Raw genomic sequence first — 18,318 nt, forward strand, 5'->3', positions numbered from 1 at the left:
GCGGGTTGCGCGACCACTAGGGACGTCGAGATCAGGTGCGGCGGATGGCCAGGATGAGCGAGGTGCCGAGCTCGCCGGTCGCGGGGTTGACCTCGTCCTCCACGTGCCGCGCCTCGACGACCATGCCGAGCCGCTCGGCCACGCGTCGCGACGCGACGTTCTCCTCGTCGAGGTGCGCGATCACCCGGTGCGCGCCCATCGCCCACGCGAGCTCGAGCGCGGCGCGCGCGGCCTCGGTCGCGACGCCCTTGCCCTGCGCCTCGGCGGCGACCATCCAGCCGAGCTCCGCCTGCCGGCTCCGCAGGCTCGTGATGCGCACCATCAGGTCGCCCACGAGCGCGCCGTCCAGCTCGATGCCGAGCTGCGTCGCGTCGCCGTCGCGCAGCACCACCGGGGCGCCGCCGGCCGTCCAGGCCATCAGCTCCGCCTCCGTCTGGTCCGGCGTGTAGGTCCAGCGGCGCTGGCCGGGCGCGTTGCGGTAGCCGCGCACGACGTCGATGTCGTCGGGGCGCAGCGTGCGCAGCACGAGCCGCTCCGTGCGGAGCGGCAGCGCGCCCCGCAGCGCGCGCATCGCGTCGGCCGGCGCGATCGGGTCGACCCTCATCGTGCGTCCTGGGGCACGCGCACCATGCCCTCCTGGGCGATCGTCGCGACGTGCGTGCCGTCGGCGCTGTAGACGAAGCCGTTCGCGAGCCCGCGGCCGCCGCCCGACGAGCTCGTCTCGAGCTCGAGCAGCAGCCACTCGTCGACGCGCGCCGGCCGGTGCCACCAGACGGCGTGGTCGAGGCTCGCCGCCTTGAGGCCCGGGGTCGCCCACGCGGCGCCGTGCATGCGCACGATCGGCTCGAGGATCGCGTAGTCCGACAGGTAGGCGAGCGCGGCGCGGTGGAGCGCGTCGTCATCGGGCAGCGGATCCTTCGCCTTGATCCAGACGTGCTGCTTGCCGTGGCGCGGGCGCGAGGGGTCGGGCACGTAGACCGGTCCCTCGACGTGGCGGATGTCGAACGGGCGCGCGATCACGGCGCGCGCCTGCGGGTGGCCGGCGTAGGGCGCGAGCAGGTCCTCCGAGCTCGGCAGCTCCTCCGGCGCGGGCAGCCCCGTCGGGATGGTGTGCTGTGAGCTGGGGCCGTCGTCGGGGTCCTGGAAGGAGGAGATCATCGACATGATCGGCAGCCCGTGCTGGTAGGCCTGCACGCGGCGCGTCGAGAACGACCGGCCGTCGTGGATGCGCTCGACCGAGAAGGTGATCGGCAGCTCGACGTCGCCCGGCCGCACGAAGTAGCCGTGCACCGAGTGGATGGGCCGCGGCGAGTCGACCGTGCGCTGCGCCGCGACGACCGCCTGCGCCATGACCTGGCCGCCGAAGACGCGACCGAACGGCATCGGGTGGCTCGCACCGGTGAAGATGTCCTCGCTCGTGCGCGCACCGGTGTCCTCCAGCGCGAGGGTCTCCAGCAGGATGCGGATGCGCTCGGTCATGCGGGTCCTCTCGACGGTGCCCGGTGCGGGGCCGCTCTAGTCTAGGGAGCGCATGCACGCCATCCTCGCCCTCGACGACCGCTCCCGCGCCGACCTCGTCCTGCTGCTCGACCGCGCAGCCGTGTTCGGCGATGGCTCCGTCCGGCTCGTCGCCGACGGCGAGGTCGCGCTGCTCACCACGCCGATGGCCGCCGCGAGCGGGCTGCTCGACACGGGGCCGACGGTGCTCGTCGCGCGCGCCTCGCGGATGCGCGCCCCGGCGCGCTTCGACGGCGTCGTGCCGCTCGCTGCGCTGCGCGACGCGCTGCGCGAGGGCGCCGACGTCGAGGTGCCGGACGCGATCGGCCGACCCGCGTGGGCGGCCGTGTCGCCGCCGCAGCGCGGCTGGGCGCACGGCGGTGACGTGACCGCCGAGGCGGTGCGCGCGCTCGCCACGCAGGCCGCCGCCGACGTCGAGGCAGCGCTGCCCCGATCGCCCGGCGAGGCGGTGCGTCGCCGCGCCGAGCGGGCGGTGTGGGCGCGCGCGGTCGACCCGAGCGGGCTCACCGCCGGGCAGGCGGCCGCGCTCGTGGCGATGCGGTTCCTCGGCGACGCGCCCGTGCGCGTGACGACGGCGGGCGGCTGGACGCGCGCCTCCGGCCGCGCCGGCGAGGTGCTCGCCCGCTAGCAGCCCTATCTAGCCAGCCGGAGCGGCTACGCGGCGGGGTCGAGCATGCCCGAGGGGTCGCCGATCTCCTCGGCGAGCTCGACGAGGATCTCCTCCGGTCCGCGCACGTAGCAGAGCAGGTAGATGCCGCGGTAGTCCTCGACCGTGCCGACCGTCTCGAAGCCGAGCCGGGCGAGCCGCTCGAGCATGCCGCGGAGGTCGGTCACCACGAAGGCGAGGTGCCGGATGCCGAGCCGGTTCGACTGCGCCGGCTGCGGCCCGTCCTCGTCCACGGGCTCGAGGAACCGGCTGACCTCGAGCCGGGCGTGCCCGTCGGGCGTCTCGAGCATGACGAGCTCGACCCGCTGGCCGGGCAGCCCCGTCACGCGCCCCGCCCACGGCTCGTCGACCCGCGCCTCGCCGACTGCGCGGAGGCCGATCTCCTCGAAGAAGGCGCGCGCGCCCGCGAGGTCCTCGACGATCACGCCCACGTGATCCATCCGCTGCACCGCCATGCGCCCACGCTCGCACGTCGGCCGCGCGAGCGGAAGGACCGGCTCGCGCTGCGGCTGAGGGGCACCGACAGGGCCTCCCGGCGAGCGGGCGACCACGCGAGACTCGACGAGGCGCGCCGACGCGCGCCATCCATCGACATCGCACACCCGGGCTCACCCATGCCCGGGAGAAGGAGCACGATGCTGACCGTCAACGCATACGCCGCACCATCGGCCACCGAGCCGCTCATCAAGACCACGATCCAGCGCCGCGACCTCGGCCCGAAGGACGTGCTGATCGAGATCGCCTACGCGGGCATCTGCCACTCCGACATCCACACCGTCCGCGGCGACTGGGGACCGATCACCTACCCGCAGGTCGTGGGTCACGAGATCGTCGGCCACGTCACCGAGGTCGGGTCCGAGGTCACGAAGCACCGCGTCGGCGACCGCGTCGGCGTCGGCTGCATGGTGAACTCCTGCGGCGAGTGCGAGCAGTGCCTCGCGGGCCAGGAGCAGTACTGCCTCGAAGGCAACATCCAGACGTACAACGGCGTCGACCCCGCCGACGGCACCATCACGCAGGGCGGCTACGCCCAGGCCGTCGTCGTCGACGAGAACTTCGTGCTCCGCGTGCCCGAGTCGCTCGACATCGAGAAGGTCGCGCCGCTGCTCTGCGCCGGCATCACCACCTACTCGCCCCTGCGCCGCTGGAACGCCGGACCCGGCACGAAGGTCGCCGTCGTCGGCATGGGCGGGCTCGGCCACATGGCCGTCAAGATCGCCGTCGCGCTCGGTGCCGAGGTGACCGTGCTGTCGCAGACGACCTCCAAGCGGGAGGACTCGCTCCGCTACGGCGCGACGGCGCACTACGCGACGAAGGACGCGGCGACGTTCGACGAGCTCGCCGGCACGTTCGACCTCATCATCAACACCGTCTCCGCGAAGATCGACATGGGTGCCTACCTGGGGCTGCTCGCCATCAAGGGGACGCTCGTGAACGTCGGCGCCCCGGCGGAGCCGCTCGAGGTCCCGGTGTTCCAGCTGATCATGGCCGGCCGCAGCTGGGCCGGCTCGGCCATCGGCGGCATCGCCGAGACCCAGGAGATGCTCGACTTCTGCGCGGAGCACGGCATCCTGCCCGAGACCGAGCTGATCGCTGCCGAGCAGATCAACGACGCCTACGAGCGCGTGCTCGCCTCCGACGTGCGCTACCGCTTCGTCATCGACGCGAAGACCTTCGCCTGATGCCTGATGCCAGATGCCTGATGCCTGATGCCTGATCACCGATGGCCGGCGGCGATGCCGCCGGCCATCGGTCTCGGCTAGCCCTCCGCGTCGAGCAGGTCGAGCAGCCCGTGGGGCACCACCTCGAGCGCGGGGTCGTCGAAGCGGTCGCGCTCGAGCCACCACACCGGATGCCCGGCGTCCGTCGTGGGCGGGAGCGTCGCATCCGCCGGCAGGTCGACCGCCAGGATCGCGACGCGCTCGTGCAGCGCGCGGCCGGCGAACACGATCCGGTGCTCGAGCTCGCCCATCGGGCGCGGGCGCGCGGCCTCGACGCCGAGCTCCTCGCGCAGCTCGCGCAGGACCGCATCCGCCGCGGTCTCGCCCGGGTCGATGCCGCCGCCGGGCGGTCTCGCGAGCGTGCGGCCGGTGCCGGGCTCGGTGGCGCTCGTCACGAGCAGCGCGCCGTCGGCGCGGCGGACGACCGCGATGGCGATCGCGCGCATGCCGGCCGGATCGGCCGTCACAGCACCTGCAGCTCGGGGAGCGAGGCGAGCTCCTTCACGAGCCCTCCGCCGTTCGGCGACCACACCCACGGGTGCATCGAGCGCGTCTCGGCGTGCTTGCGGCCACCGGCGAGCACCGCCTCCTGCGTCGACAGCTCGCGGATCGCGACGGCGCGCACGGAGGTGGGGTGCGCGTTCGCGAACTCGCCGTAGAGCTCCTCGTCGTGCTGGCCGTCGTCGCCGACGAGCAGCCACTGGATGTCGGGGAACTCGCGCGCGAGCCGCTGCAGCTGCGAGCGCTTGTGCTCCTTGCCGGAGCGGAAGAAGCGGTCGTGCGTGGGCCCCCAGTCGGTCAGCAGCATGCTGCCGGCCGGGTAGAGGTTGCGCGAGAGGAAGCGGGTGAGCGCGGGCGCCGCGTTCCAGGCCCCGGTCGAGAGGTAGACGAAGGGGCTGCCGGGGTGCTGCTGCTTGATGCGCTCGTAGAGCACCGCCATGCCCGGCACCGGGGTGCGGCCGTGCTCGTCGAGCACGAACGCGTTCCAGGCGGCGAGCAGCGGCCGGGGGAGCGACGTCACCATGACGGTGTCGTCGATGTCGCTCACCACGCCGAAGCGCGTCGCGGGGTCGACGACGAGCACGGGCGCGACGACGGGCAGCGAGCCGGCGACGGAGACCGTCACCTCGCGCCAGCCGGGCTCGAGGCGGATCGGCACGATCGCGTCCACGACGCCGCCGCGATCGGCGGTGACGACGTGCCGGTCGTCGCCGGCCGAGATGGTGACGTCGACGTCGTTGAGCGTCAGCGACGTGAAGGATCGCCAGCCGCGCACGTTCTCGTACTGGGCGCGCTGCTCGCCGCCCGGCTCGACGAGCAGCACGCGCGCGAGCACGCGCACCCAGCCGTCACCGCCGTAGCCCGGGTACGAGACGATCACGGGCAGCCTGCCCGAGCGCAGCGCCCGCGCCTCGCGCTGCTCGTGGAACCAGTCCTCGATGCGGGCGGCGGTGTGCTTGATCGGCTCCGGGATGCGGGCGAGCGGATCGAGCTCATCCATGCGTGACCTCCGAGCGCCGTGAACGATTCCCGACCCTACCCGGTGGTGCTTGCCGCGATGAGATCGGGACCCTGCTCGCGCACGTTCCCGACCCGGTTGTCGACGACGTGCGAGGACAGGTCGGCGACGACGGAGGGCGCCTCGGCGATGACGGCCTCGAGCGCGGCCTCGCCCTCCTCGGTGGGGTCGAGCCACGCGTCGCGCATCTCGGGGGAGACGACGAGCGGCATCCGCTCGTGGATCGCGGCGAGGTCGCCGGTGGCGGCGGTGGTGAGGATGCTCGTCGACAGCAGCCAGGTGCCGTCGGGCTGCTTCCACCACGCGTAGAGGCCCGCGAACGAGATCGGCGCGTCGCCGTGCACGTAGTGCGGCGTCTTCGCGTCGCCCTCGCGATGCCACTCGAACCAGCCGTCGGCGGGCACGAGCGCACGCCGCTCGCGCACGGCGTCGCGGAACATCGGCTTCTCGGCGGCCGACTCGCTGCGGGCGTTGAAGGCGCGCACCCCGACCGAGATGTCGTCGGCCCAGGCGGGCACGAGCCCCCAGCGCGCCGCCTCGAGCCGGCGGATGGGCGGCGAGTCGTCGCGCGGCGCGGGCTCGACGACGATCGGCACGGTGGTGGTCGGCGGGATGTTCCAGTTCGCCTCCGGCTGGTCGGGACCGACCTCGTCGATCTCGAAGAGCGCGACGAGGTCGCTCGTCGGGGTGGCCATCACATACCGTCCGCACATGGGTGAAATGGTCTCACCTTGACGTCCCCCGGTGCGAGAGGATGTGCGCATGAGCGATCGTCCGAACGGCCAGCCCTCGGTCACCGTGCGCCACGAGCCGGTGCAGGCGCGAGCCGCGCAGCGCGTCGAGGCGCTGCTGGACGCCGCCGCGGCGGTGGTGGTCGAGCACGGCATCGAGCACCTCACGACCGCGCTCGTCGCCGACCGCGCCGGCGCCTCGATCGGCACGGTCTACCGGTACTTCCCGGACCGCGTCGCGGTGCTCGTCGCGCTCGCGGAGCGCAACCTCGAGCGAATGCGCCACGCGGTCGGCCGGGTGCTCGCGCAGCCGCACGAGATCTGGACCGACGCGACGGATGCCGTGATCGGCGCCATGGTCGACACCTTCCGCGAGGTGCCCTCCTTCCGCTCGCTCCGCACCGGGGAAGGCCTCGACCTCGGGCCGGTCGCGCGGCAGGAGGTCGCGCCGCTCTTCGCCGACGTCATCGCCGAGTACGTCGCCGAGCGCTGGGGCATCGAGCTCGACGAGGAGGGGCGCGACGGCCTCGTGCTCGCGATCGGCGGCCTCGACGCGCTCGTCACCTACGCGTTCCTGCACGACCCGCACGGGGATCCGCGCTACCTCGCGCTCGGCCGCACGTGCGCGATGCAGCACCTGACCGCCGCCTTCGGCGACCCGGTGGCTCCGGACGACCCCCGAGACGGCGCACCTGTCACATAGGTATCGGCGTGTCGTTGCTGTCATATAGGTCGCGGCGAGAGGATGGAGGCATCCGAAAGGCGGCCTGATGCCCATCGTCCCTCTCGCGCAGGAGCTCGACCCGCTCGTCCTGTCCCAGTGGCAGTTCGGGCTCACGACGATCTACCACTTCCTCTTCGTGCCCATCACGCTCGGCATGGTGTGGCTGACCGCCGGCTTCCAGACGGCGTGGCTGCGCACCGGGAACGTGGACCACCTCCGGCTCACGCACTTCTTCGGCAAGCTCTTCCTCATCAACTTCGCGATCGGCGTCGCGACCGGCATCGTCCAGGAGTTCCAGTTCGGGATGAACTGGTCCGACTACTCCCGCTTCGTCGGCGACGTGTTCGGCGCCCCGCTGGCGTTCGAGGGCCTCATCGCCTTCTTCTTCGAGGCGACCTTCATCGGGCTTTGGATCTTCGGGTGGAACCGTCTGTCGCCGAAGCTCCACCTCGCGACGATCTACATGGTCGCCCTCGGCACGATGGCGAGCGCCTACTTCATCCTCGCCGCCAACGCGTTCATGCAGAACCCCGTCGGCTTCGCGATCAACGAGGCGCGCGAGCGCGCGGAGCTCACTGACATCGGCGCGGTGCTCACCAACCCGGTGCTGCTCGCCTCGTTCCCGCACACGATGTTCGCCTCCGTCATGGTCGCGGGGGCCGTCATGGTCGGCGTCGCGGCATGGCACCTCAAGCGCGCGCAGCACGCGTCGATGATGTACACCGCGCTCCGGGTGGGCCTCTGGAGCGTCATCGGCGGCGGGATGCTGACCTTCATCACCGGTGACATGGTCTCGATCGCGATGGTCGCCGCGCAGCCGATGAAGATGGCCGCTGCCGAGGCGATGTACGACACGTCCTCCGGCTACGACGCATCCTTCTCGCTCTTCAGCCTCGGCACGCCCGACGGCGAGCACGAGATCTTCTCGGTGCGGGTGCCGTACCTGCTCGCACTGCTGTCGACGCACGACCCGCTCGGCACGGTCGAGGGCATCAACGACCTCGAGGCGGAGTACACCGCGCTCTGGGGACCGGACGACTACACGCCGATCATCTGGGTCACGTACTGGTCGTTCCGCTGGATGATGGGCCTCGGCTTCCTGGCCTTCGCGATCGCGATCGTCGGCCTGTGGCTGACCAGGAAGCGCCGCATCGAGCAGCCGCGGTGGGTGTGGAACGTCGCCATCTGGAGCCTGCCGCTGCCGCTCCTCGGGATGACGGTCGGCTGGATCTTCACCGAGATGGGCCGCCAGCCGTGGCTCGTCTTCTCGCAGATGCGCACCGAGGACGGCGTGAGCCCCGGGGTGAGCGGCGGCGAGGTGCTCACGTCGCTGCTGGCCTTCACCGCGATCTACGCGATCCTCGGCGTCATCGAGTTCCGGCTCATGCAGCGGGCCGCGCAGCGCGGTCCCGCCGAGGCGCCCGAGCTCGACGAGTCCGGCCGGCCCGCGCAGCCCGTCACGGTCTACTAGGAGGCTGCCGTGGATCTCCCGCTCATCTGGTTCCTCGTCATCGGGTTCATGTTCGTCATGTACTTCGTGCTCGACGGCTTCGATTTCGGCGTCGGCATGAGCCTGCCGATCCTGGGCCGCAGCGAGACCGACCGCCGGCGCATCATCAACGCGATCGGCCCGGTCTGGGACCTCAACGAGACGTGGCTCATCGTGGCCGGCGCGAGCCTGTTCGCGGCGTTCCCGGAGTGGTACGCGACGATGTTCTCGGGCTTCTTCCTGGCGCTGCTCGTGCTGCTGCTCGGCCTCATCGCGCGCGCCGTCTCGTTCGAGTTCCGGCACCAGCGCGACTCCGCCCGCTGGCGCGCGGGCTGGGACGCGTGCATCGTCGCCGGCTCCGTGATCCCCGCGCTGCTGTGGGGCGTCGCGTTCGCGAACGTCGCGCAGGGCGTGCCGATGGAGCCGCACCAGGGCGGCGCCCTCGTCACCGGCTCGCTGCTCTCGCTGCTGAACCCCTACGGGTTGCTCGGCGGGCTCACGTTGGTCGCCCTCTGCCTCGCGCACGGCGCCGTCTTCCTCTCGCTCAAGACCGACGGCGACCTGAAGGCTCGGGCGCACCGCCTCGCGGACCGCGCGCTGCTCACCAGCGCCGGGCTCGCCGTGGTGTTCCTGCTGTGGACGGTCATCCAGAACCCGGCACCGCTCGTCATCGTGCTCGCGGCGCTCGCCGCGATCACGTGCCTCGCGGCGTGGATGCTCAACCGCGTCGAGCGCGACGGATGGGCGTTCGCGTCGACGGCGGCGACGGTCGTGCTCGCCGTCTCGACGCTCTTCGGCTCGCTGCTGACGCGAGCGGGCGGGCCGTTCGTGATGCCCGCCTCCGACCCGGAGGGCGGCTTCGTCGGCCTCACGGTCGCCAACGCCTCGTCGAGCGCGTACACGCTCGAGGTGATGAGCTGGGCGGCGCTCGTCTGCCTCCCGCTCGTGCTCGCCTACCAGGCGTGGACCTATTGGGTGTTCCGCCGGCGCGTCACCACCGCGGCCGTCGAGGTGCTGCACTGAACGAGCAGGGATCGGACCAGCGGCGCCCGGCGGGTCCCGCTCGCCGCGGCCCGCTCGATCCGCGGCTGCTGCGGCACGCGCCGGGCGCCCGCGCGCACCTCGCGCTCGAGGCCACGATCGCGCTCGTGCAGACCGGCGCGATCGTCGCCTTCGCGTGGTTCGCCGGCCACGCGATCGGCGCGGTCGTGCAGGGTGCGCCGCCGGCGTCGATCCTGCCCGACCTCGGCCTCGCGGCGATCGCCGTCGTCGTGCGTGCCGCGGGTGCCTGGCTGTCGGGATCGCTCGCCCCTGCCGCCGCCGCGCGCGTGCAGTCGCAGCTGCGCACCGCCGCGCTCGCCGGCATCGGCGCGCATGGCAGCCCGGCCGGCGCGGCCGACACCGCGACCGCGCTCGGCCGCGGGCTCGCCGCGCTCGACGGCTGGTTCGGGCAGTTCCTGCCGCAGCTCGTGCGCACGGTCGTGGCGACGCCCATCATCGTGCTCGCGCTCTGGTCGCAGGATGCGTTCAGCGGCATCGCGGTGCTCGTCTGCCTCCCGCTCATCCCCGTCTTCATGGTGCTCATCGGGCTCGCGACCGAGCACGTGCAGCGCGAGCAGTGGGCGGCGACCGGCAGGCTCGCGCGCTCGTGGCTCGACACGCTCGAGGGGCTCGCGACGCTGCGGCTGTTCGGCCGCGACCGCCGCGCGGGGGCGCGGGTCGACGCGCTGAGCGACGAGCACCGCATCCGCACGATGGCCGTGCTGCGCGTCTCGTTCGTGTCGTCGATGGTGCTCGAGCTCGCCGGCGCGCTGTCGGTCGCGCTCGTCGCCGTCTCGGTCGGCATCCGGCTGGTCGAGGGCGACATCGCGCTCGGCCTCGCGCTCAGCGTGCTCATCCTGGTGCCGGATGCCTTCCTCCCGGTCCGGCAGGTGGGCGCTGCCTATCACGCGTCCACCGAGGGCATCGAGGCGTCGCGCGCCGTGCTCGACCTCATCGAGGCGCCGGCGCTCGCGGAGCGGCCCGGCGTCGCGTCGGTCTCGGGGCTCGAGGTCGGTGCCAGGCTCGTCGTCGACGCCGGGCTCGTCGTCGAGGCGCTCGAGGTGCGCCGCGGCGAGCGGTGGCTGCCGCCGGTCTCGCTCTCGGCACGACCCGGCGAGCTCGTCGTGCTCGCGGGGCCGTCCGGCGCGGGCAAGTCGAGCGTCATCGCCGCGCTGCTGGGCCTCGCGCCCGCTCGCGGCACCGCATCCCTCGACGGCGCAGCGCTGGAGCCCGATCGGCTCGCGTGGGCGCCGCAGGGCGCGTGGGATGCCGTCGTCACCGGCACGGTGCGCGAGAACCTGGCGCTCGGCCGAGCGTCCGCCGACGACGCGGGGCTGCGCGCCGCGCTCGCCCGCGCGGGCGTCGACGTCGAGCTCGACGCGCGCATCGAGCCGGCCACCGGCGGCTCCCTCGGTCTCTCCGGCGGACAGGCGCAGCGCGTCGTGCTCGCGCGGGCGCTCCACCGCGTCGCGACCGGCGCGGCCGTGCTGCTCGCCGACGAGCCGACGAGCGCGCTCGACGACGACGCCGAGCGGCAGGTGATCGCGGGCCTCCGCGCCGCCGCCGCCGAGGGCACGATCGTCGTCGTCGCGAGCCACCGACCCGCCGTGATCGAGGCCGCGGACCGGGTGGTGCGGCTCGCTGGGGCGCCCAGCATCGAGGTGCGCGCATGACCGGCCGCGACGTGCTCGCGACGCTCGGGCAGCGCCGCCGCATGGCCGGCGGCATCGCGGCCGCGGCGCTCACCGCCGTCCTCGCGATCGCGCTCATGGCGACCGCCGGCTGGCTGCTCGCCGCAGCCTCCTTCCAGCCGCCGATCCTGCACCTGCAGATGGCGATCGTGGGCGTGCGCGCCTTCGCGGTCGGCCGCGCGGCCGGCCGGTACCTCGAGCGGGTCGTCTCGCACGACGCGGCCCTCCGGATGCTCGGCTCGGCCAGGCGCGCCGCGTTCGACCGACTCCGCCCGGTCGCGCCCGTCGGCGTTGGCCGCTCGAGCGAACTCATGCCGCGCCTCGTCGGCGACGTCGACCGGCTGCAGGACTGGCCGCTGCGGGTGCTCGGGCCGCTGTCGTCGAGCGGCATCGCGGTCGGCCTCGCCATCGCGACGGTCACCTGGATCCTGCCGGCCGCCGGGCTCGCGCTGCTCGTCGCGGTCGTGGTGGCGGGCGGGCTCGCCGCGCTCGTCACCGCGCGCATCGCGGGCGCCGCCGATGCCGCGCTCGGTCCGCTGCGATCTCGGCTCGAGAGCGCGCTCGTCGACCACGTGCGCGCGCTCGACCTGCTGCGCGCCTACGGCGCCGAGCCCCAGCGCCGCGCCGAGATCGACGCGCTCGATCGCGAGATCGCGGAGCGGGCGCGTCGGCACGCGCTGGCGGCCGGCGCGGGCGCCGGTCTCATCGCGCTCGCCGCCGGCGGGAGCGTGCTCGTCGCGACGCTCATCGCCGCGCCCGCGGTCGCCGACGGCGGCCTCGCGGGCCCGCTCGCGGCGCTCGTCGCGCTTATCGGCCTCGCGGTGTTCGAGGTGTGGGGCGCGGTGCCGCCCGCCGTGCTCGCGAGTCGCGAGTCGCGCGCCGCGGCTGCACGCGTGGCGGAGGCCCTCCCGGGCGACGAGGCGCTCGTCGCCGTGCCCGCCGAGGGGGGCGAGCAGGAGCCGCCGGTCGGCGCGCTCGAGCTCGTCGGTCTCCAGGCGGCGTGGCCCGGCGGCGGCCCGGCCTTCGCACCGGTCGACCTGCGAGCCGAGCCGGGCGAGGCGGTCGCGATCGTCGGCGCATCCGGAGCCGGCAAGTCGACGCTCGGCCTCGCGCTCGTGCGACTGCTCGAGTCGACCGGCGACTACCGGATCGGCGGCCGCGACGTGCGCACGATCGACCCGGATGCGCTCCGCCGCTCGGTGCTGCTCGCCGAGCAGCGCCCGCACATCTTCGACGAGGACCTCGAGCAGAACCTGCGCTTCGCCCGCGAGGACGCGACCGCTGAGGAGCTGTGGGCGGTGCTCGAGCGCGTGGGGCTCGCCGGGTGGGCGCGCGAGCGCGACGGGCTCGCGACGCGGCTGGGGGAGCGCGGCGGGCTCGTCTCCGGCGGGCAGGCGCAGCGGATCGCGCTCGCCCGCGCGCTGCTCGCCGACGCGCGCATCCTCGTGCTCGACGAGCCGACGGCGAACGTCGACCGCGAGCTCGCCGAGCCGCTGCTGCGCGACATCCTCGAGGCCGCACGCGGCGACGGCCGCATCCTGCTCGTCATCAGCCACGCGCCGCTGCCCGCCGACCTCGTGAGCCGGACCGTGCGGATCCGTGCGGCAGCAGCGCGCTGACCGGCCTCAGTCGTCGAGGTGCCTGGCCTCGCCGCGGGCGATGAGGCGCTTGACGACGTAGACGGCGATGACGAACACCGCGACGACCGCCACGAGCACGTATCCGGCGCCATGCAGCTCGTCGGCGAGCTCTCGGTAGCTGCCGCCGGCGAGCCACCCGGCGGTCGAGTACGCGGTCGCCCACAGCAGGCACGCGGGCAGCGTCCAGGCGAGGAACCGGCGGTAGGCCATGCCCGCGCTGCCGGCGATCAGCGGCACGAGCGAGTGCGCGACGGGCAGGAAGCGGGAGAGGAAGATCGCGATGCCGCCGCGGCGTGCGAGGTAGCGCTCGGTCCTGCGCCAGCGCAGCGACGCCTTCGGCCAGCGGCGCTCGAGCCAGCGATCGATCGCCGGTCCGATCCAACGGCCGATCGCGAAGCCGATCGACTCGCCGCACAGCGCGCCGATCACCGTCGCGCCGATGAGCGCGAGCCACCACGGCCACTCCTCGACCGCGAGCGCGGCGATGATGACGATCGTGTCGCCGGGCACGGCGAGCCCGAGCAGCACGCTCGTCTCGAGCAGCATCGCGAGCCCGGCGAGCACCGTGCGCAGCAGCGGGTCGATCGATCCGATCGTCTCGAGCAGCACGCCGATCGCGTCGTCGATCACCGCCGGCTCGCGATCGGCGCGTCCGCCGCGGGTGCCTGCCGCAGCGCCGTGAGCCGCTCCTGCCACGCGGTCGCGCGCTCGCCCAGGCCGACCTCCGGGCCGCCGTGCCAGCGGGTCACGACGCGGATGCCGCGCAGCGCGTTCGCGAGCCAGACCTCGGCGCCCGCGAGGTCGTCGGGCGTCGCGTGCACCTCGCGCACCCGGACCCCGTCGGCGTTGGCGAGGTCGAGGAGGACATCCGCCGTCACCGAGGGCAGCCGCGGGACGTCAGCGGCCGGCACGCGCAGCTCGTGGCCGTGCCACCACAGCAGCGCCGACCAGGCACCCTCGGCGACGAGGCCACCCGCATCCGCACCGGTCGTCAGGACCGGCTCGACCTCCGCGCCGGCGCGTTCGCGCTCCTCCGCCTGCAGCAGCGCGAGCGCGGCGAGGTCCGGTCCCTTGCGGAGCGGCACGGTGCGAGGGTCGCGCGACGCCGTGACGACCTCGACGGTGCCGCGCGCCTCGGGGGCGGGGCGGATGCGCAGGCGGATGCCCTCGGGCGTGAGGTCGAGCCGGGGCGACCAGGCGCCCGCGGGCACGTGGTGCATCGCGGCGCCGACGGCTGCGCGCGCGGCCACTGGATCGTCGCCGACCTCGGCGGCGGCGCGCGCGAACCGCTCGCGGTGGCGGTCGAGCGCGAGCACCGCGCCGTCGACGACGAGCCAGGAGTCGGCTGCGAGGATGAGGTCGTTCGCGCCGTGCTCGGCGGGGTCCGCGGGCTCGAAGCCGGCGCCCGTCCAGGCGCGCACGACATCCCTCCCGCTCATAGGATCGACCCTATGCCAGCGACCCCTGCGGCTCTCCTGCCGCACCTCGGGGCGCGCTGGACGCAGCCTGTGACGACGACGCCCGAGGCCGCGTTCGCCGCGCTCGAGGCGGCGTCGACCGACGTCGTCTGGCTCGACTCCTCCTCGGAGGGCGCGCACGTCATCGGCGTCGGGGCGCACGTGCTGGTCGTGCGCGGGGGCGTCGCGAGCCTCGACGGACGGCTGATCCCGGGCGACGCGGTCGCCGCGCTCGAGGCGGCGCGCGCGGAGCTGCCCGGTGCGTGGGTCGGCTGGCTCGGGTTCGAGGCGGGCGTGCGGATGCTCGGGCTCGAGCCCGCCGAGAGCCGCTTCCCGGAGGCGGCGTGGCTGCTGCTCGACCGCTGGGTCGTGATCGAGGGCGGGCAGGCGCAGCTGCAGTCGCGCGACGGGGTGCCGTGGTCGCTGCCGGACGGTCCGGTGCCGGCGAGATCGGTGCCGGCGCTGCCGCCGATCGCGCGGGTCGAGCCGAGCGCGCTCCGCTGGCGGGACGACGATGCCGCCTACGCCGCGAAGGTCGAGCGGTGCCGCGCGCACATCCGCGAGGGCGACTCCTACGTCCTGTGCCTCACGACCGCGATCGAGGCGCCGCCGATCGACCCGATCGCGACCCATGCGCGGCTGCGGTCGGCGAGCCCGGTGCACCACGGCGGGCTGCTGCGCATCGCAGGCGTCACCGTCTCGAGCGCGAGCCCCGAGACGTTCCTGCGCGTGCAGGACGGCGTCGCGACGACCCGGCCGATCAAGGGCACGCGACGGCGCGGGGCGGAGGATGACGCCGCGCTCGCGCGCGAGCTGTTCGACAGCGAGAAGGAGCGCGCCGAGAACGTCATGATCGTCGACCTGTGCCGCAACGACCTGCAGCGGGTGTGCGCGCCGGGGACCGTCGACGTCACGAGCCTGCTCGGCGTCGAGACGTTCCCGACCGTGCACCAGCTCGTGTCGACCGTGCAGGGACGTCTGCTGCCGGGGCTCGGCCCGCTCGACGCCGTGCGTGCGCTCTTCCCGGCAGGCTCGATGACGGGAGCGCCCAAGCGCCGCACGGTGCAGCTGCTGCAGAAGCTCGAGGGCGCGCCGCGCGGCGTGTACGCCGGGTGCTTCGGGCTCGTCGCGGGGGAGACGTGCCAGCTCGCGATGGTGATCAGGAGCGTCGTGGCCGACGCGGACGGCGCGCACATCGGCGTCGGCGGCGGCGTCACCGCGCTCTCGGAGGCCGCCTTCGAGGTCGACGAGCTGCACGTGAAGGCGGCGGCCCTGCTCGCGGCCCTCGTCCCCGCCGCCCAGCCCCGCTGACCGCCTCGCTGATCGAGCAGCAGCCGGCCACGCCCTGCTGATCGAGTAGCAGCCGGCCAATCCCTGCTGATCGAGTAGCAGCCGGCGGAGCCGGCCGCGTATCGAGATCACGCCCAGGCGGGAGGTTCGTCTCGATACGCGGCGCCTGCGGCGCTGCTACTCGACGAGCGAGTACCGCTGATCGAGTAGCAGCCGGCGGAGCCGGCCCCACCCCGCTGATCGAGTAGCAGCCGGCGGAGCCGGCCGCGTATCGAGATCACGTCTGGGCGCGAGGTTTGTCTCGATACGCGGCGCCTCCGGCGCTGCTACTCGACGAGCAGGTGTTGCTGATCGAGTAGCAGCCGGCGGAGCCGGCCGCGTATCGAGATCACGTCGTCTCGATACGCGGCGCCTGCGGCGCTGCTACTCGACGAGCGAGTACTGCTGATCGAGTAGCAGCCGGCGGAGCCGGCCCCACGTTGCTGATCGAGTAGCAGCGGGCGGAGCCGGCCGCGTATCGAGATCACGCCCAGGCGAGAGGTTCGTCTCGATACGCGGCGCCTGCGGCGCTGCTACTCGACGAGCGAGTACTGCTGATCGAGGAGCAGCCGGCGGAGCCGGCCGCGTATCGAGATCACGCCCGGGCGGGAGGTTCGTCTCGATACGCGGCGCCTCCGGCGCTGCTACTCGACGAGCAAGTACCGCTGATCGAGTAGCAGCCGGCGGAGCCGGCCGCGTATCGAGATCACCTCGTCTCGATACGCGGCGCCTCCGGCGCTGCTACTCGACGAGCGAGTAGGGCTGATCGAGTAGCAGCCGGCGGAGCCGGCCGCGTATCGAGATCACACCGCTACTCCGCGGGAGAAGACCCCGCCCGCGCCTCCGCGATGCGCGCGACGCGGTCGAGCCGCGACTCCCACTGCCGGCCGATCGCGTCCAGCCGGTCGGCCAGCGCGCTCAGGCTCGCGCCGATCGCCCGGTACTGCAGCGAGCGGCCGTCGCGCTCGGCGTCGACGAGCCCGGCTGCGTCGAGCACGGCGAGGTGCTTCGCGATGGCCTGCCGCGAGACCGGCAGCTCGCGCGCGAGGTCGCTCGCCGAGCGCGGCTGGCTGCCGAGCAGCTCGAGGATCGCCCACCGGGTGTCGTCGGCGAGGGCCGCGAGCTGCACCACCACGAGCTCCCGCGTCGGCGCCCCGGATGCGCCGGTCACGGCGCGACCGCGCCCAGCACGTGCGCCCGCAGGCCGTCGAGCACCTGCTCCCACCCGCCCGCGTTGCCGCGCATCCGCTCGTCGCGCTCCTCGTCGGGCACGCGCATCCACCCCGACTCGACCACCGTCACCCGCGTGCCGCCGTGCTCGAGCTCGTCCAGGTCGAAGCGAACGTCGCACGCGCGTGGGCCCGGCTCGGCCTCGCCGAACTCGCCCCACCGGAACGCGAACGTCTGCTCGGGGCGCAGCACGCCGATGGCGACGGGCCATCGCTGCCCCTCGTGCTCGAACGTGCCCGTGACGCCCTCGCGGAGGCCGCCGGGGAAGACGGCCGGATGCCCCCACCACGCCTCGATCGACGCGGGATCGGTGAGGTGCTGCCAGACGCGCGAGCGCGGCGCCGGGATGTCGAGCACGCGCGTGATCGTGCCGGCGAGCCGGTCGACGGTCGCGGGTGTCCAGCGGCGGGCGAGGAGCGCGACGAGCTCGTCGAGCTCGTGCGTCCAGCCGTGCTGGTTGTCGCGCATCGCGGCGCGCGCCGCTGCGGCGTCGCCAAGCCGCTCGAAGCCGGTCTCGACGACCGTGAGCCGCGTCCCTGCGTCGAGCGGCTCGAGCGTGAAGGTCGCGAGCGTGCTGTTGTCGTCACGCAGCTCCTCGCCGGGCCGCCCCCAGCGGAATGCCCAGACGTGCGGGCGCTCCGAGCGCTCGATGAGTGCGGGGAACAAGCCATGGTCGCTCCAGCCGAAGCTGCCGACCGCGCCGACGCCGGTGCCGTCGGGGAAGTCCGCGCTGTCGCCGAACCACTCGGCGATCTCGCGCGGATCCGTGAGCGACTCCCAGACGATCTCGATCGGCGCCCGCACCTCGATCGTGCGGGTGACGCGCGTCGCGCCCGCGTCGATGACGGCCTCCGCCTCGTGCCTGCCGCCCTGGTGCTCGCTCCGCACTGCGTCGTCCATGACCCCTCCTGCAATCGTCCGGTTGCACGAGACGCTACGCCGCCGCCGTCACCGCCGCAACCTTTCGGTTGCACATCCCGGGCGACGTGACGTCGAACTTCCCCTAGCTGCGAGATCTCGGCCGCGAACCGCGCAGTTCGGGCAAGCTCGGCGACGGGGGAGGGCTCAGCGGGCGAGCGACTCAGCGAGGTCGACGAGCTCGTCGAGCTCGACCGTCCAGCCCGCGGCGAGCGCGCGCAGCGCCTCGCGCCGCGTGGCGTCGTCGCCCTCGAGCGGGAAGCCGTGCTCGACGAGGTGCAGCTGCGTCGAGCCGTCGATGTCGCGCAGCCCGATCTCGACCGTCGAGGCGCGGCCGGAGAGGATCCCCTCGGCCCAGTCGAAGACGAAGCGCTCCTCGGCGTCGACCTCGAGGATGCGCGCAGCGAGCACCACTTCGCCGGTCCAGGCGAAGCGTCCGGTCGCACCTGCGACCACCCCATCCGGGAACGCGGCGATGTCGCCGAGCCAGCGCGCCAGCAGGTCGGGCTCGGTGAGACAGCGCCACACGGCGCTGCGAGGAGCGTCGATCGCGACGATGCGCGTCACGCGCGAGGCGGGCACGTCGACCGTCGCTGGCGGGTTCTCGAACTCCGGCACCGACGACTCCCTTCCGCCACCCCGG

General features: G+C 73.8%; 19 protein-coding genes. 8 read left to right on the forward strand and 11 right to left on the reverse strand.

Features of this window, described 5'->3' with window-relative positions; translation table 11 throughout:
• Nucleotides 1–31 precede the first annotated feature (31 nt).
• Together ABIB37_RS10840 and ABIB37_RS10845 are read right to left on the reverse strand one after the other, a co-directional pair.
• Nucleotides 32–604: a GNAT family N-acetyltransferase gene (locus tag ABIB37_RS10840; protein ID WP_354260293.1), complete on the reverse strand. Its 573-nt coding sequence runs from the start codon at nucleotides 602–604 to the stop codon at nucleotides 32–34.
• On the reverse strand, nucleotides 601–1,479 hold the full coding sequence (locus ABIB37_RS10845) for an acyl-CoA thioesterase (RefSeq protein ID WP_354260295.1): 879 nt from the start codon (nucleotides 1,477–1,479) through the stop codon (nucleotides 601–603). The genes ABIB37_RS10840 and ABIB37_RS10845 overlap by 4 nt, the downstream gene beginning before the upstream one ends.
• A 52-nt stretch (nucleotides 1,480–1,531) precedes the next feature.
• On the opposite strand from ABIB37_RS10845, the gene ABIB37_RS10850 reads away from it, so the two are divergent.
• Nucleotides 1,532–2,146, forward strand: a complete 615-nt coding sequence (locus ABIB37_RS10850) for a DUF8185 domain-containing protein (RefSeq protein WP_354260297.1) — start codon at nucleotides 1,532–1,534, stop codon at nucleotides 2,144–2,146.
• A 26-nt stretch (nucleotides 2,147–2,172) separates the two neighbouring features.
• On the opposite strand, the gene ABIB37_RS10855 is transcribed toward ABIB37_RS10850, so the two are convergent.
• Nucleotides 2,173–2,640: a VOC family protein gene (locus ABIB37_RS10855; protein WP_354260299.1), complete on the reverse strand. Its 468-nt coding sequence runs from the start codon at nucleotides 2,638–2,640 to the stop codon at nucleotides 2,173–2,175.
• Nucleotides 2,641–2,820: 180 nt separating this feature from the next.
• On the opposite strand from ABIB37_RS10855, the gene ABIB37_RS10860 reads away from it, so the two are divergent.
• Nucleotides 2,821–3,867 carry an NAD(P)-dependent alcohol dehydrogenase gene (locus tag ABIB37_RS10860; protein ID WP_354260301.1) on the forward strand — a complete coding sequence of 349 codons (1,047 nt, stop codon included), beginning with the start codon at nucleotides 2,821–2,823 and terminating at the stop codon, nucleotides 3,865–3,867.
• A gap of 77 nt (nucleotides 3,868–3,944) precedes the next feature.
• Here ABIB37_RS10860 and ABIB37_RS10865 read toward each other — a convergent pair whose 3' ends face one another.
• From ABIB37_RS10865 to ABIB37_RS10875, 3 genes are read right to left on the reverse strand one after another with little or no spacing between them, the layout of a single operon-like run.
• Nucleotides 3,945–4,352, reverse strand: a complete 408-nt coding sequence (locus ABIB37_RS10865; RefSeq protein WP_354260303.1) for an NUDIX domain-containing protein — start codon at nucleotides 4,350–4,352, stop codon at nucleotides 3,945–3,947.
• Between the two features lie 17 nt (nucleotides 4,353–4,369).
• The gene (locus ABIB37_RS10870) at nucleotides 4,370–5,407 is read right to left on the reverse strand and encodes an App1 family protein phosphatidate phosphatase (protein ID WP_354260305.1); all 1,038 of its coding nucleotides are present in this window, start codon (nucleotides 5,405–5,407) and stop codon (nucleotides 4,370–4,372) included.
• 35 nt (nucleotides 5,408–5,442) lie between these two features.
• A complete protein-coding gene (locus ABIB37_RS10875) occupies nucleotides 5,443–6,120 on the reverse strand; it encodes an SOS response-associated peptidase (RefSeq protein ID WP_502914045.1) in 678 nt (225 codons plus the stop codon).
• 67 nt (nucleotides 6,121–6,187) lie between these two features.
• Between ABIB37_RS10875 and ABIB37_RS10880 the strand changes: the two genes are divergently transcribed.
• The 5 genes from ABIB37_RS10880 (at nucleotide 6,188) to cydC (ending at nucleotide 12,720) form a co-directional block, all read left to right on the forward strand.
• On the forward strand, nucleotides 6,188–6,859 hold the full coding sequence (locus ABIB37_RS10880) for a TetR/AcrR family transcriptional regulator (RefSeq protein WP_354260309.1): 672 nt from the start codon (nucleotides 6,188–6,190) through the stop codon (nucleotides 6,857–6,859).
• 67 nt (nucleotides 6,860–6,926) lie between these two features.
• Nucleotides 6,927–8,351 carry a cytochrome ubiquinol oxidase subunit I gene (locus ABIB37_RS10885; protein WP_354260311.1) on the forward strand — a complete coding sequence of 475 codons (1,425 nt, stop codon included), beginning with the start codon at nucleotides 6,927–6,929 and terminating at the stop codon, nucleotides 8,349–8,351.
• A 9-nt stretch (nucleotides 8,352–8,360) separates the two neighbouring features.
• Nucleotides 8,361–9,392, forward strand: coding sequence for a cytochrome d ubiquinol oxidase subunit II (gene cydB / locus ABIB37_RS10890; protein ID WP_354260313.1), 1,032 nt, complete (start codon nucleotides 8,361–8,363; stop codon nucleotides 9,390–9,392).
• A gap of 68 nt (nucleotides 9,393–9,460) precedes the next feature.
• Nucleotides 9,461–11,083 carry a thiol reductant ABC exporter subunit CydD gene (gene cydD, locus ABIB37_RS10895; protein WP_354261597.1) on the forward strand — a complete coding sequence of 541 codons (1,623 nt, stop codon included), beginning with the start codon at nucleotides 9,461–9,463 and terminating at the stop codon, nucleotides 11,081–11,083.
• Complete coding sequence (gene cydC, locus ABIB37_RS10900) at nucleotides 11,080–12,720, forward strand: thiol reductant ABC exporter subunit CydC (protein WP_354260315.1); 1,641 nt, start codon at nucleotides 11,080–11,082, stop codon at nucleotides 12,718–12,720. The genes cydD and cydC overlap by 4 nt, the downstream gene beginning before the upstream one ends.
• A gap of 6 nt (nucleotides 12,721–12,726) precedes the next feature.
• Here cydC and ABIB37_RS10905 read toward each other — a convergent pair whose 3' ends face one another.
• Together ABIB37_RS10905 and ABIB37_RS10910 are read right to left on the reverse strand one after the other, a co-directional pair.
• Nucleotides 12,727–13,371, reverse strand: coding sequence for a DedA family protein (locus tag ABIB37_RS10905; protein WP_354260317.1), 645 nt, complete (start codon nucleotides 13,369–13,371; stop codon nucleotides 12,727–12,729).
• Nucleotides 13,368–14,180, reverse strand: coding sequence for an aminotransferase class IV (locus ABIB37_RS10910; protein WP_354260319.1), 813 nt, complete (start codon nucleotides 14,178–14,180; stop codon nucleotides 13,368–13,370). Before ABIB37_RS10910 ends, ABIB37_RS10905 begins: the two co-directional genes overlap by 4 nt.
• Nucleotides 14,181–14,192: 12 nt before the next feature.
• Here ABIB37_RS10910 and ABIB37_RS10915 point away from each other — a divergent pair, with 12 nt between their 5' ends.
• Nucleotides 14,193–15,509 carry an anthranilate synthase component I family protein gene (locus tag ABIB37_RS10915; protein ID WP_354260321.1) on the forward strand — a complete coding sequence of 439 codons (1,317 nt, stop codon included), beginning with the start codon at nucleotides 14,193–14,195 and terminating at the stop codon, nucleotides 15,507–15,509.
• A gap of 829 nt (nucleotides 15,510–16,338) precedes the next feature.
• Here ABIB37_RS10915 and ABIB37_RS10920 read toward each other — a convergent pair.
• From ABIB37_RS10920 to ABIB37_RS10930, 3 genes are all read right to left on the reverse strand, one after another.
• Nucleotides 16,339–16,698 (reverse strand): ArsR/SmtB family transcription factor, encoded by a 360-nt coding sequence (locus ABIB37_RS10920; RefSeq protein WP_354260323.1) that lies wholly within the window; start codon nucleotides 16,696–16,698, stop codon nucleotides 16,339–16,341.
• A complete protein-coding gene (locus tag ABIB37_RS10925; RefSeq protein WP_354260325.1) occupies nucleotides 16,695–17,657 on the reverse strand; it encodes an SRPBCC domain-containing protein in 963 nt (320 codons plus the stop codon). Before ABIB37_RS10925 ends, ABIB37_RS10920 begins: the two co-directional genes overlap by 4 nt.
• Before the next feature lie 165 nt (nucleotides 17,658–17,822).
• Entirely contained in the window at nucleotides 17,823–18,293 is a 471-nt protein-coding gene (locus tag ABIB37_RS10930) for an SRPBCC domain-containing protein (RefSeq protein WP_354260327.1), read from the reverse strand.
• Nucleotides 18,294–18,318: the final 25 nt, after the last annotated feature.

The sequence above is a fragment of the Agrococcus sp. UYP10 genome (assembly GCF_040547205.1).
Lineage (GTDB): Bacteria > Actinomycetota > Actinomycetes > Actinomycetales > Microbacteriaceae > Agrococcus > Agrococcus jenensis.

Excerpts from the sequence above, each read along its gene's own strand:
- cydC (WP_354260315.1), top strand. The coding sequence starts at position 11,080 with ATGACCGGCCGCGACGTGCTCGCGACGCTCGGGCAGCGCCGCCGCATG.
- ABIB37_RS10875 (WP_502914045.1), bottom strand. The coding sequence starts at position 6,120 with ATGGCCACCCCGACGAGCGACCTCGTCGCGCTCTTCGAGATCGACGAG.
- ABIB37_RS10880 (WP_354260309.1), top strand. The coding sequence starts at position 6,188 with ATGAGCGATCGTCCGAACGGCCAGCCCTCGGTCACCGTGCGCCACGAG.
- ABIB37_RS10910 (WP_354260319.1), bottom strand. The coding sequence starts at position 14,180 with ATGAGCGGGAGGGATGTCGTGCGCGCCTGGACGGGCGCCGGCTTCGAG.
- ABIB37_RS10865 (WP_354260303.1), bottom strand. The coding sequence starts at position 4,352 with ATGCGCGCGATCGCCATCGCGGTCGTCCGCCGCGCCGACGGCGCGCTG.
- ABIB37_RS10885 (WP_354260311.1), top strand. The coding sequence starts at position 6,927 with ATGCCCATCGTCCCTCTCGCGCAGGAGCTCGACCCGCTCGTCCTGTCC.
- ABIB37_RS10870 (WP_354260305.1), bottom strand. The coding sequence starts at position 5,407 with ATGGATGAGCTCGATCCGCTCGCCCGCATCCCGGAGCCGATCAAGCAC.
- ABIB37_RS10915 (WP_354260321.1), top strand. The coding sequence starts at position 14,193 with ATGCCAGCGACCCCTGCGGCTCTCCTGCCGCACCTCGGGGCGCGCTGG.
- ABIB37_RS10840 (WP_354260293.1), bottom strand. The coding sequence starts at position 604 with ATGAGGGTCGACCCGATCGCGCCGGCCGACGCGATGCGCGCGCTGCGG.
- ABIB37_RS10860 (WP_354260301.1), top strand. The coding sequence starts at position 2,821 with ATGCTGACCGTCAACGCATACGCCGCACCATCGGCCACCGAGCCGCTC.
- ABIB37_RS10850 (WP_354260297.1), top strand. The coding sequence starts at position 1,532 with ATGCACGCCATCCTCGCCCTCGACGACCGCTCCCGCGCCGACCTCGTC.
- ABIB37_RS10925 (WP_354260325.1), bottom strand. The coding sequence starts at position 17,657 with ATGGACGACGCAGTGCGGAGCGAGCACCAGGGCGGCAGGCACGAGGCG.
- ABIB37_RS10855 (WP_354260299.1), bottom strand. The coding sequence starts at position 2,640 with ATGGCGGTGCAGCGGATGGATCACGTGGGCGTGATCGTCGAGGACCTC.
- ABIB37_RS10845 (WP_354260295.1), bottom strand. The coding sequence starts at position 1,479 with ATGACCGAGCGCATCCGCATCCTGCTGGAGACCCTCGCGCTGGAGGAC.